12 protein-coding genes and 3 pseudogenes are annotated in these 11824 nt (G+C 57.5%); 7 read left to right on the top strand and 8 right to left on the bottom strand.

Annotated features, from left to right (window positions below; genetic code table 11):
• The 4 genes and pseudogenes from APY94_RS12345 to APY94_RS12330 all read right to left on the bottom strand — a co-directional run.
• A pseudogene (locus APY94_RS12345) lies at nucleotides 1-300 on the bottom strand (pyruvate synthase subunit beta); the annotation flags it as partial.
• 5 nt (nucleotides 301-305) lie between these two features.
• Nucleotides 306-1493, bottom strand: coding sequence for a pyruvate ferredoxin oxidoreductase (gene porA, locus APY94_RS12340; RefSeq protein WP_058939906.1), 1188 nt, complete (start codon nucleotides 1491-1493; stop codon nucleotides 306-308).
• A 10-nt stretch (nucleotides 1494-1503) separates the two neighbouring features.
• The gene (locus tag APY94_RS12335; RefSeq protein WP_058939905.1) at nucleotides 1504-1821 is read right to left on the bottom strand and encodes a 3-methyl-2-oxobutanoate dehydrogenase subunit delta; all 318 of its coding nucleotides are present in this window, start codon (nucleotides 1819-1821) and stop codon (nucleotides 1504-1506) included.
• 42 nt (nucleotides 1822-1863) lie between these two features.
• Entirely contained in the window at nucleotides 1864-2421 is a 558-nt protein-coding gene (locus APY94_RS12330) for a pyruvate/ketoisovalerate ferredoxin oxidoreductase subunit gamma (RefSeq protein ID WP_058939904.1), read from the bottom strand.
• Nucleotides 2422-2644: 223 nt separating this feature from the next.
• Between APY94_RS12330 and APY94_RS12325 the strand changes: the two are divergent.
• Nucleotides 2645-3608: pseudogene (locus APY94_RS12325) on the top strand (anion permease).
• Here the strand turns inward: APY94_RS12325 and hflX are convergent.
• On the bottom strand, nucleotides 3564-4874 hold the full coding sequence (gene hflX / locus APY94_RS12320; protein ID WP_058939903.1) for a GTPase HflX: 1311 nt from the start codon (nucleotides 4872-4874) through the stop codon (nucleotides 3564-3566). The pseudogene APY94_RS12325 and the gene hflX sit on opposite strands and share 45 nt — an antisense overlap.
• A gap of 161 nt (nucleotides 4875-5035) precedes the next feature.
• On the opposite strand from hflX, the gene APY94_RS12315 reads away from it, so the two are divergent.
• Nucleotides 5036-6574, top strand: a complete 1539-nt coding sequence (locus tag APY94_RS12315; protein ID WP_058939902.1) for a HEAT repeat domain-containing protein — start codon at nucleotides 5036-5038, stop codon at nucleotides 6572-6574.
• Nucleotides 6575-6628: 54 nt separating this feature from the next.
• Nucleotides 6629-7000, top strand: a complete 372-nt coding sequence (locus tag APY94_RS12310) for a carboxymuconolactone decarboxylase family protein (protein WP_245610478.1) — start codon at nucleotides 6629-6631, stop codon at nucleotides 6998-7000.
• 39 nt (nucleotides 7001-7039) lie between these two features.
• Here APY94_RS12310 and APY94_RS12305 read toward each other — a convergent pair whose 3' ends face one another.
• Nucleotides 7040-7375: a nascent polypeptide-associated complex protein gene (locus APY94_RS12305; protein ID WP_058939900.1), complete on the bottom strand. Its 336-nt coding sequence runs from the start codon at nucleotides 7373-7375 to the stop codon at nucleotides 7040-7042.
• 142 nt (nucleotides 7376-7517) lie between these two features.
• On the opposite strand from APY94_RS12305, the gene APY94_RS13905 reads away from it, so the two are divergent.
• Complete coding sequence (locus APY94_RS13905) at nucleotides 7518-7646, top strand: hypothetical protein (protein WP_281176052.1); 129 nt, start codon at nucleotides 7518-7520, stop codon at nucleotides 7644-7646.
• 7 nt (nucleotides 7647-7653) lie between these two features.
• Here APY94_RS13905 and APY94_RS12300 read toward each other — a convergent pair whose 3' ends face one another.
• Both APY94_RS12300 and otg read right to left on the bottom strand, forming a co-directional pair.
• Complete coding sequence (locus APY94_RS12300; RefSeq protein ID WP_058939899.1) at nucleotides 7654-8682, bottom strand: tetratricopeptide repeat protein; 1029 nt, start codon at nucleotides 8680-8682, stop codon at nucleotides 7654-7656.
• On the bottom strand, nucleotides 8658-9194 hold the full coding sequence (otg, locus tag APY94_RS12295; protein WP_058939898.1) for a methylated-DNA--protein-cysteine methyltransferase: 537 nt from the start codon (nucleotides 9192-9194) through the stop codon (nucleotides 8658-8660). Before otg ends, APY94_RS12300 begins: the two co-directional genes overlap by 25 nt.
• Before the next feature lie 53 nt (nucleotides 9195-9247).
• Between otg and APY94_RS12290 the strand changes: the two genes are divergently transcribed.
• The 3 genes and pseudogenes from APY94_RS12290 (at nucleotide 9248) to APY94_RS12280 (ending at nucleotide 11755) form a co-directional block, all read left to right on the top strand.
• Nucleotides 9248-10162, top strand: coding sequence for a 2-dehydropantoate 2-reductase (locus tag APY94_RS12290; RefSeq protein WP_058939897.1), 915 nt, complete (start codon nucleotides 9248-9250; stop codon nucleotides 10160-10162).
• 16 nt (nucleotides 10163-10178) lie between these two features.
• Nucleotides 10179-10826 (top strand): TIGR00153 family protein, encoded by a 648-nt coding sequence (locus tag APY94_RS12285; protein WP_058939896.1) that lies wholly within the window; start codon nucleotides 10179-10181, stop codon nucleotides 10824-10826.
• Between the two features lie 13 nt (nucleotides 10827-10839).
• A pseudogene (locus APY94_RS12280) lies at nucleotides 10840-11755 on the top strand (hydroxyacid dehydrogenase).
• The last annotated feature ends 69 nt before the right edge of the window (nucleotides 11756-11824 follow it).

The following is an 11824-nucleotide window of genomic DNA, read 5'->3' as shown; positions in this document are numbered from 1 at the left end:
CTCGCCCTTGACCTTGTAGCCCTTGACCTTGAGGGCTGCCTCGATACCGCTCATGACGGCACCGGTGGTCTCAAAGGCCGTGTGGAAGAGCGGGGCGTCGAGGGTTGAGTACGGCCACGCACCTGCTATGATGGTCGAACAGCACGCGGGGATTGTGAAGATGGTCTTCTTGCCGTAGGTCTTGAGCACGTAGCGAAGTCCAAGGGCAGCGCCACATCCCTGGCAGGCGGTGTGGCCTGCGTAAAAGTGCTCATCAGCTGGAATGCTCAACCTCTTCTTAACGTTCTCGGGAATCTCCATCTTTCTCACCTCTTAAGGTGGTACCAGTCCACCTCTACATCAAGCTCTCCCTTATCGATGATTGCCTTCATGTTCTCGGCTATCTTCCTGACGTCGGCGACCGTGAAGTCCCTGCCTCCGAGGCCGACGATGTAGTTCTTTATGATCGGGTGGGCGTCGGTGTTGTAGAGGACTCCCTTGGCCTCGTTGAAGAGTATGCCCTCCTGGCCGAAGGAGAAGTTCCTGTCGAGGACAGCTATTCCCTTCACGTTCTTGGCAAGCTCGTAGAGCTCTTCGCTCGGGAACGGCCTGAACCAGCGGACCTTGGCGGCGCCTACCTTGTAGCCCTCCTCGCGGAGGACGTCAACCGCCTGCTTGACGGTTCCCATGAGTGAACCCATACCCATGAAGACGAAGTCTGCGTCGTCAGTCCTGTAGAGCTCTATCATCTGGCTGTAGTCCCGTCCAAAGCGCTCGCCGAACTCTTTGCCGACCTCGTGGATGACCTTCTTGGCTTCCTCCATGGCCTTCTGTATCTTGTAGCGGAACTCGTAGTAGTCGGCCGGGGTTCCGAGGGCACCCACGGATATCGGGTTGTCAAAGTCCGTGATGGTGTAGAGCGGCTTCCTCGGCGGAAGGAACTCGTCAACGAGCTCCTGCGGTATCATCTCGACGACGTCGTAGGTGTGGCTCAGTATGAAGGCGCTCTCAATCACCATCGCGGGAAGGTTAACGGTCTCGGCTATCTTAAAGGCCATGAGGACGCCGTCGTAGACCTCCTGGTTGTTCTCGGCGTAGAACTGCATCCAGCCGGTGTCGCGCTGAGCAAGGCTGTCGGTCTGGTCGTCCCAGACGCTCCACGGAGGAGCCATGGCACGGTTGACGTCGACCATGACCACAGGAAGTCTCGCGCCGCTCGCCCAGTGGAGCATCTCGTGCATCAAAGCCAGACCTTGGGCCGAGGTGGCGGTGAAGGTCCTCGCCCCTGCCGCGCTCGCTCCAATGCACGCTGCCATGGCCGAGTGCTCGCTCTCAACGGCCACGTACTCGAGGTTCTCAACCTCTCCGTTGGCTATGAACTCGGCTATCTTCTCGATGATGCTCGTCTGAGGGGTGATCGGGTAAGCCGCCACAACCTCAACGCGGGCGTGCTTGGCGGCGTAAGCGGCCGCGTAGTTGCCGCTCACAACCTTCCTAATCGGCTTGTACTCCATGCTCAACACCTCACTTCTCCTCTTTCTCCATGGTTATCGCTTTGGTCGGGCACTCGTTCGCACAGATGCCGCAGCCCTTACAGTAGTCATAATCAACTCCCACGTAGCCGTCCTCGCGGATGAATATGGCCGGCTCCGGGCAGAACTTCCAGCAGATGTAGCACTTAACGCACTTCTCGTCGTCGATGACCGGGATGAAGGTCCTCCAGTCTCCCGTGAAGTTGCTGAGAGTTGTCCCCAGACTCACTGGGGCCTCGGGATACTCGTCCACGCTCTTGAGGACGATTTTGGTGGCCCCTTCTTTCTTTTCACCGAACAGCGTGTTCAACCTTATCACCACCTTGCTTGAATTAAGGGTAAGGAAAGAAGATCAGAGCTCGTAGATAACGGTCTTGTTGAAGGCTTCCTCTGCGGCCTTGGCGTTCTTCTCTCCGAGGGCACCGGAGAAGACGTCCTGGATGGCCTTCTGGACGTGCTCGAGGCTGACGACACCGGTGGCCTTGGAGACCGCACCGAGGATCGAGGTGTTGGTGATCGGCAGTCCGAGGACGTCGAGGGCTATGGTGGTGGCGTCAACGAGGGCGAGCTTGGCCGGCTTCTTCTTGAGCTTCTCAAGGACCTCCTCCTTGCTCTTCTCGGTGTTGACGATGACTATTCCGCCGTCCTTGAGACCGGCGGTAACGTCGACGGTGTCGAGAAGGCTCGGGTCGAGGACGACCACTATGTCCGGCTCGTAGATCTGGGTCTTGATCCTTATCGGCTTCTCGTCGATCCTGGTGAAAGCCGTAACCGGCGCTCCACGCCTCTCAACACCGAAGAACGGGAACGCCTGGACGTACTTGCCCTCAAGGAAAGCAGCTGAGGCTAGTATGTTGGCAGCGGTAACGGCACCCTGTCCACCTCTACCGTGAAAACGAATCTCGATCATCTTCTCTGCCTCCTTAAATTTGTCAAAGTTTATTCATCCAATGCATTTATTTAAGTTTCGGTATTGGCTTAAGCTCCCTTCGGCAGCTGTCTTTGGGTAGGCGTGAACGTTGTCAGTCGTCAATGGTAAAAAGCGGTCATCGTTTCTCGAAAAAAGTTCGCCCGCTAAATTTTTAAGTCCGCAAACCCCACGCAGGTATATAGTCTATATAGTGGTGGTTAAAATGGATGGCCTGGCGGTGGCGGCTGTTGCGGTGGCTTTCTACATTGCCTGGAACATAGGCTCCAACGATTCCGCCAACTCCATGGGCACCGCGGTTGGGGCTGGAATACTGAGCTTCCGCCAGGCCACGCTCACGATAGCAATATTCGTCCTCATGGGGGCCTACCTCAGGGGATACAAGGTTATGAAGACCGTCGGGAAGGGCATAGTGCCGGAGGGCTACCTCACGATGGAGATGGCCGTCATAGCCCTCCTCGCGGCGGGGGTCTGGGTCACGATAGCGACGGTCAAGGGGCTCCCGGTCTCCACGACCCAGGCCATAGTCGGGGGCGTCATCGGAGTCGGCCTAGCCACCCACGCCCCTGTGAACTGGTACACCCTCACCAAAATCGCCGCCGCATGGGTCGTCTCCCCCCGTGCTCTCGGGTCTGCTTGCGATAGTTCTGTACAGGTTCTATTCTCTGGTGGTGTCGAGGATCAGGAGCGTCTCGACTGTCGAATCCCTCTACAAGGCCCTGGCGATACTCGGCGGCTCCTACATGGCCTTCAACTTCGGAACCAACGAGGTGGCCAACGCCTCCGGACCCCTCGTCGGCGCGGGCTTCATGGAGCCGAAGGTGGCCGGGATATTCGGGGCGATAGCGCTCTCCCTCGGTGCCCTCACCTTCAGCTACGCGGTGATGAACACCGTTGGGAAGAAGATAACGGCCCTTGGCCCGATCTCAGCCTTCGCCGCCCAGTTTGGCTCCGCCATCGCAGTCAGCCTCGCCAACTTCTTCGGCCTTCCGGTAAGCTCGAGCCAGTCCATAGTCGGGGGCGTGGTGGGAGTGGGCCTCCTCGCCGGCCGGGGCGTTGAGAAATCGGTTATCAGGGATATAGTCTTCGGGTGGGTCGCGACCCCCCTCACGGCAGTGATACTCTCACTGGCCATCTTTAAGGCCTTCGCCCTTGTGGGGCTGGTTTAATCTCCGTATCCCCACGCCGAGCCTCGTCAGCTCCTTTATCATCCCCGTCTGTATGTAGGCCTCTATTCTGGTCTCCTCGCCGTATTCCACGTTTAGAACCTCGCCGATGGCGTTTATCAGGGCCATGACCTGCGGCACCTTCTCCGGCTCGCCCACCCTTATCTCAAAGGCCCCGTACTTTGGCAGGGTCAGCACGGCATCCTCGAGTGCACCGTAAAGCTCCTCAAGCTCCCCCAGCTTCGCGGAGATTGATACCACGCGGCGGAGGTTTATGCCCCTCTCCTCCGCTATCTCCCTCACCCTCTCGGCCTTGTCGCGGACGTCTTCCCTGCTGGTCAGGTCCATCTTGTTGAGTGCAACCACCATCGGTCTGTCCAGGGTTTTCAGCTCCCTCAGGACGCCCAGGGACGCCATGAATTTTCTTCTTATCTCCCCCCAGGGCTCGCTCGCATCCAGGACGAGCAGGATTATGTCCGCCTTTACTATCTCCTCGAGCGTCGAGTGGAAGGCCTCGACTATGAACGGTGGCAGGCCGTCGATGAAGCCCACAGTATCGGTGACGAGAACCCTCTTCCCGCCGAGCTTGAAGCGCCTCGTCGTCGTGTCCAGGGTGGTGAACATCTGGTTCCTCGCCTCTATATCCTCCCCGGCGAGGGCGTTGAGAAGGGTCGATTTCCCTGCGTTGGTGTAGCCGGCAAGGGCCACCAGTATGAAGCCGACCTCCTCGCGGCGCTTCCGTTTCACCTCTCTATCGGCTTTGACCCTCTCCAGCTCCCTTCTTATCCGGCCCATTCGGTAGCGGATGTGCTTGAGGTACTGCTGGGTCTGGTACTCGCCCATTCCCTTGAAACCCGCCCTGTCGCCAAGCTTTATCCTTCTGATGGCCTCCTTCACGAGCGGAACCTCGTACTGGAGGCTCGCCAGCTCCACCTGGAGCTTGGCCTCCTTTGAGTGGGCGCGTTTCTCGAAGATTTCGAGAACGAGCTGCCAGCGGTCGATGACTTCAACGTGGAGCTCCTTCCAGAGGTTGTACGCCTGGCCCGGACTAAGTTTGTTGGCGAACACCACCTTGTCCGGTTCCAGCTCCCGAACCAGCTCCTTGAGCTCCTCCAGCTTCCCCTTTCCGATGTTGTACTTCGGATGCTCCTCCCTGTTCTGCTCGAGTATCGCCACTACCTCATAGCCAGCGCTTCTCAGCAGCTCCTCGAACTCCTCGCGGCTGACCCTGTCCCGCCTGGATTTTCTTATTACGCCTATAGCCTTCATTCTGTTCCCACTTTTCTTTGGGGGTTAATAGTTTTGCGCCTCCCGGCTGTGTTTGATGTTTGATTATGGCACCATTTCCCGCACGACAGGTTCGATTTGAGTAGCGGGCGTTGAGGGAACCCTTAAATCGGAGTGTAATCTAATATTCCAGGGTGACGCTGATGATGTATTGGCTGACCTTGATGGCTTTAGGCGGCGGGGAGCTTGTGGTTAACAAGGCGGGCATGCGTAAAGACCTCCTGGCCTGGCACCTGCGGGAGGTTCGTGAACTTGCATCCGAGTACGACAGCGCTTTTCAGGTTCTTCTGGAGCTGCTGTCGGACGATAACCCCCATGTGAGGGCCAACGCCCTTCAGGTTCTTCTTGATATGGTCGGGGAAGATGGACTCTCCCAGAGTTGGCTCTCCGCTGCATTGGATGGAATAATCTCCCTGACTAGGGACGATAATGAGAGGGTTGCCCTCAAGGCGCTGGAGGTTCTGAACGCCCTTCTTGAGCGGGGTCAGCTTACCGAGGAGGAGTACGGTAGAATCACAGATGCACTTATGGATGTCATCAAATCAGGCATTCCGATACTCAGTGAATACGCCTCAGAGGGACTGGGTAAGGTGGGTGCAAAGTTTGCAAAGCTGGCCTATCGTTTGATAGGCTGGCTGTTCTCCCTCATAGGCTCAAGCAAAAAGCGTGAAGTCCAGGGTGCCGCGATAACTGCCCTGACCGAGATGGCCAGCAAGACTGAAGACACCAAGGTTTTAAACGAGGTATTCGATAAGATGGCGGACCTTCTTTCTCATCCAGACCCATACGTTGTCGAGAGGGCGGTTATGTCCATGGACAGACTTCTGTCTCGCTCCGACAAGCTCAGCATGAGAAATAAGTTGAAGGCCATCAACGGCATTAAACGGCTCAGGGGAGACGTTAAACTCGGTATCCGTGCGGCTCAGGTCCTCGAAAAGCTTGAGAAGTCAGCGGGTGTTGATAAGGCCATAAAGGACACTGAGGACATTACAAAGAGCATGACCGCCAGTCAGTACAGCGCGAAAGACATCGACCGGCTTCTCGATGCTGGAAAACCCGAGATCGTGGCTGAACTCGCCAAGATGGATCCGGAGGTTATGGGCCGGGTTCTCGGGATGCTGGAGGACGAGGACTACACCAGAAGAATGGACGCCCTGTGGATAGTCTCCAGACTTGCCCAGTACCTGACCCCCTCCGATGCCTACAGCATACTGCCCGTCTTGGGGGAGTTTCTGAAGAGCAAAAACCCGTGGGCCAGGGAAACCGCGGCGGAGGTTCTGGCGGATATCTACACGCTTTACCCGGGAACCCAGAAGTTTTTCGCGTCCCTCCTTAACGTGCTCCTTAAATCGACCCATCCACGAGATATAGAGGGTGCGCTAGAACTCCTCTCCAGAATCACCGATAAGGTTCAGGATGAGGTCTTCCTAAGGTCAACAATGGGTGTCATGTTTCAGCTCCTTGAGCGGGACGATGCCAGGGGGGTTGTGCTTAGATTCCTCGCCAGGGAGGCCCAGCGGCTCGTGGATCTAGATGAGGAGTTGCTTTTCGAGCTTAAAGACCGGCTTAAAACAGTGTACGGTATGGATGGCGGGAAGTACGATGAGATAATCGCTTCCCTCATAGACGTCATTGATGACATCCTCCGCCTCCGTCAGAGCGGTGTCGTGGTCCACACCTAGTTCTGAACCTTTCGTTTTGGAAATGCCTTTAAGATAGTCCTTTTTTAGCTTTATATGGTGATCCCTATGGATTACGACGATGTTAACGTCAAACTTGGGGAGATAGAGGAGCTCCTCGACAGGCTGGGTAAACAGCACCCGAAGGAGATATCGGCCTTCTCGAGGTTCCTCAGGGAGACCCTCGACAACAAGGCCCTGACGACGCGCGAGAAGGAGCTCATAGCCCTCGCCCTCGGCATATCCGCGGGCTGCGAGTGGTGCATATACCTCCACACTCAGAAGGCCCTGGCCGCCGGTGCAAAGCCCGAGGAGCTTATCGAGGCGGGTCTCGTTGCGGTTCTCATGGCCGGTGGTCCTGCCCTGATGCACCTCATACCGCTCATGAAGGCCATAGAGACCTTCCAGAAGGAGAAGGGAGAGGAGTGAACCTCGACGTTTTTGTTTTGTTCTCTTCTTTGGTCTGGCTCATTCCTCCGTCAGCTTCAGTATCGCCTCCGCGAGGTCGCCGTTTGCCTCTTCGAGGGCCTTTTTTGCTGTCTCGTAATCGACGCCGGTCTGCTCCATGACGAGCTGGACGTCCTCTTCCGAGACCCTTACGATGGCCCTGACCTCCTCACTTCCTGGGACGATCTGATAGCTCTTCTCGCCCTGCGCGGTTATTATCGTAATGACTGGCTCCTTGAGGACTATCTCCTTGTTCTCCATCCTGATTATGACTTCCTCAACCCCCTCGAGCTCCTCCATCTTGATGCCCATCTGGCGCATGAGCTTCTTCATCTGCCGCGGGTTCATCCCCATCATCGCTACCACCTGGGGAGAGTTCCCCTCGGATTTTAAAAAGGTTGGCAAAGTTTTTCAGGTGCTCCGCAAAATCCCTTTCGGTGGGAGCATGCCGTACATCCCCCGGACCGTTCCCACGGACTTCTAGGTTGTATTCGGCTTCTTGGCGGTAGCCCTGATTCTCCTAGCGGCCTGGTTCTTCTTCGACTGGATGGAGAGGTACGCGGAGAGAATGGAGAGGGAAATAGCGAAAGAACTCGAGGAATTGGAGGAAACGGGAGAGGTGTACTAGTCAGGGATTACTCCTCTTTCTCCCCAGGGAAATTCGAGGTTTCCTCGTTGGCCCGCATTATCTTCGCCCTGTACTCCTCGTACCTCTTTCTGGCCTCTTCCGCCTTCTCCTTCTCGCCCAGGTAGTCGTAGGCCTCAGCCACGTGCTTCCACCACATAGGGTCCTGCTCCGCCTCCTTCAGGCAGTACTCGAGGAACTTCTCGTAGGCTTCCCTGGCGAGCTCCTCCTTCCCGAGCCTCCTGGCGATGTTACCGACGTCCTCGTAAAAGACGCCCTCCTCCTGGGCCTCCTTCTGGTAGTACTCCAGGGCCCTCTCCCATGCCTCCCTGGCCTTCTCCTCGTTGCCCAGCTCCTCGTAGAGCTTTGCCACGTCTTCCCAGAACCAGGGCTCCTCCTCGGCGTAGCGCTCGAGGGCTTTAGCGGCCCGTTCCATGTTTCCGGCCTTCTTCCAGTACTCGTGGGCCTCCTTCAGGTAGTAGGTGTCCTTTTCCTTGTCGTAGAGGGCCTCGTATATCTCGGCGGCCTTCTCGTACTTCTCGGCTTTCTCGTAGGCCCAGGCAGCGCTCTCCATCCAGCCGAGCTTCTCGTACATCTCGGCCGCCTTCAGGTAGTTCCCGGCCTTCTCGTACTTCCTTGCTGCAGCTTTGTACTTGCCCGCCCGCTCCAGCTTCTCAGCCGAACGGAAGCGGTCCGCGAGACCGAGGTCGGGTTCGCTGATGTACCAGATTCCAAAGGCGACGATCGCTATGAAGAAGACGATTATTCCGGCGACGACGTTGAGGCTCCGCCAAGTGGCGCTCAGGTAGAGGCCGTAGCCGCTCACAGCGGTGAATATCGCGAGTATCGCCCCGTACTTCCAGCTCTCGGCGTAGAGCGTCAGTCCGGTGAAGAAGAGCAGCATCAGAGTGACGCCGAGGAAGCCGAGGGTGAGTATCACCTGGAGCAGCAGCTTCCAGCCGCCGTACCAGACTATTCCAGCGGCTATCGCTACAACTGCTATCAGGAAACCGATCAGGTACGCTTTGAGCTTGTCCATTCTTCCACCCCCTCGATTTTGAGCAGGAAGACCTTTTCGTCCAGTCGTGGCGTGTAGTAGCCGATGCCGTCGTGGGCAACGACGCGATGACAGGGAACAACGATGGGGTAGGGGTTCCTCCTCATCGCCCCGCCTATGGCCCGCGGTGACGTACTAATGGCCCTGGCAAGGCCACCATACGTTATAACACTCCCTCTTTTAACGTTTTTCGTGAGCCACTCGTAAACTCTCCTTTCAAAGGCCGTTACGCCCTCAAAGGAGAGCTCCGGTAGAATTTCGGCGTTGCCCACCCTGCCGATGATGACGTCCCTGACGAGGATGGGGTAGTCCGACCTTCCGCGTCCGGTACTGATGTCCACACCCCTTCTCCTCAGAAAGCCCGTGAGGCGGTCGAGGTTCCTCTCGAACTGCTCCCCATCCAGCGCGAAGGTTATCCCCTGAATCCCGTCCTCAAAAAGCACAGCTATCCAGACGTCTCTGTCTGCTATCCGAAACTTCTCAACGCTCAACATAATCCCATCGGTAACGCTTTAAGGGTAGGGCTTTAAACGGTTGCGGTGGTGGGATGAAGATTTACGTGCTCGGGGCCGGAAGCATAGGCTCTCTTTTTGGCGCGCTCCTCTCGCGGGCGGGGAACGAGGTCACCCTGATAGGAAGGGAAAACCAGGTGAGGGCGATAAACGAGAACGGTCTGCACGTCTCGGGGGTTGAGGAGTTCACGGTTCATCCCCGGGCCAGCCTCACCGCCCCAGATGAGCCGCCGGACCTGCTGATTCTGGCCACGAAGTCGTACTCTACGAAGGTAGCCCTGGAGTGCGCCAGGGGAGGCATAGGGCCAGATACGTGGATACTCAGCGTGCAGAACGGCCTCGGCAACGAGGAGCTGGCCCTTAAGGTGACAGGAAAGGTCATCGGCGGGGTGACCACGAACGGTGCCATGCTCGTTGAGTGGGGCCACGTGCGCTGGACCGGGCGCGGACTCACGGTTATTGGGAGGTACCCGACGGGGGCTGATCCCTTCGTGGAAAGGGTGGCCGAAGTTTTCAGAGCTGCGGGCCTTGAAACGTCCGTTACGGAGCACGTTATCGGCTGGAAGTGGGCGAAGGCCATAGTCAACTCCGTCATCAACGGTCTTGGAACTGTTCTGGGAGTGAAGAACGGTGCGCTGAAGGATGACCCCTATCTCGAAGCGGTGTCCGTGGACCTGGCGCGCGAGGGATGCCTCGTGGCCCAGAAGCTGGGTGTGGAGTTCGAAATACACCCCCTGGAGCTCCTCTGGGATACGATAGAGCGGACGCGGGAGAACTACAACTCAACGCTCCAGGATATACGGCGCGGTAAGAGGACCGAGGTGGACTACATCCATGGAAAGATAGTGGAGTACGCCCACTCCGTAGGTCTGGAGGCCCCCAGAAACGAGCTTTTGTGGGCCCTGATCAAAGCAAGGGAAAATCTAAATAAACCAGGCGGTGAAGTTTAGACTGGAGGGGTCGAAGATGCCCATATTCGGAGGTAAGGAGAGCAGCGTTTTTGAAGCCATAGACGAGCACCTTGAGGTCGTCAGCGAGTCTCTTGTTGCCTTCAGGGAGCTGGTTGATGCTTACCTCAACGGTGACTTTGAGAGGGCCAGGGCCTTTGAGAGGGAGGTTGACCAGCTGGAGAGCAAGGCCGACACTCTCAGGAGGGGCATAGAGACGATGCTCTACGAGGGTGCCTTTCTGCCCGCCAACAGGGGGGACTATGTAAGGCTGAGCGAGCTCATTGACCAGGTCGCCGATGCCGCGGAGAGCGCGGCCCACACCCTCATACTGGCCAAGCCGAAGGTTCCGAAGGAGCTGAGGGCGGAAATCCTGAGGCTCGTGGAGTCCGCCGTTGAGACCTACGGGGTTCTCGTTCAGGCGGTGAACGCTATGAACTCGGACGTTGACAGGGCGATAGAGCTGGCCAAGGCTGTGGAGGATGCCGAGGAGATAGCCGACGAGGTTGAGTACGACGTCAAGGGCAAGGTTTTTGAGAGCGAGACCGTTACGACCTACGCAAAGCTCGTCTGGAACCAGATACTGACGAAGATAGGTGACATAGCCGACCGCGCCGAGGACGCGTCGGATCAGGTCATGCTCATGGCGATAAAGAGAAGAGGATGAGGTGATGGAAATGGTGAAGGTTTTGGTTGCGGCACCGCTGCACGAGAAGGCAATCGACGTTCTGAAGAACGCAGGCTTTGAAATTGTTTATGAAGAGTATCCCGATGAGGCCCGCCTTCTGGAGCTCGTCGGGGACGTTGAGGCTATAGTCGTCAGGAGCAAGCCGAAGGTGACCCGCAAGGTCATCGAGGCTGCCCCGAAGCTCAAGGTCATCGGAAGGGCCGGCGTCGGTCTGGACAACATCGATCTTGAGGCCGCCAAGGAGCGCGGAATAAAGGTCGTGAACAGCCCCGGCGCCTCGAGCAGGAGCGTCGCTGAACTCGCCGTTGCGCTTATGTTCAACGTGGCCAGGAAGGTTGCCTTTGCCGACAGGAAGATGCGCGAGGGAACCTGGGCCAAGAAGCAGGCCATGGGAATCGAGCTTGAGGGCAAGACCCTCGGAGTCGTCGGCTTTGGAAGGATAGGCTACGAGGTCGCCAAGATAGCCCGCGCCCTCGGCATGAACGTCCTGCTCTACGACCCATATCCGAACGAAGAGAGGGCCAGGGAAGTCGGTGGAACCTTCACATCCCTTGAGGACCTCCTCAGGGAGAGCGACGTTGTCACCCTCCACGTTCCCCTCATCGAAGCTACCCACCACCTAATAAACGAGGAGAGGCTTAGGCTGATGAAGCCGACCGCCATACTCATAAACGCGGCGAGGGGAGCGGTCATCGATACTGAGGCTCTCGTTAAGGCCCTTCAGGAAGGCTGGATTGCCGGTGCCGGCCTCGACGTCTTCGAGGAGGAGCCGCTCCCGGCCGACCACCCGCTCACCAAGCTTCGACAACGTTGTCCTGACCCCCCACATCGGCGCCTCGACTGTCGAGGCCCAGATGAGGGCCGGCGTCCAGGTCGCGGAGCAGATAGTTGAGGTTCTGAAGGGCTGATGCCCTTCTTCCCTTTAGTTCATCTTCAACTTCTCGCAAACCTTTACCAGCATACTGCTGACCTCCTCC

The sequence above is a fragment of the Thermococcus celericrescens genome (assembly GCF_001484195.1).
Classification (GTDB): Archaea; Methanobacteriota_B; Thermococci; order Thermococcales; family Thermococcaceae; genus Thermococcus; species Thermococcus celericrescens.
The sequence above is the reverse complement of the archived record's forward strand: the minus strand, read 5'-3'. Positions and strand labels throughout refer to the sequence as shown.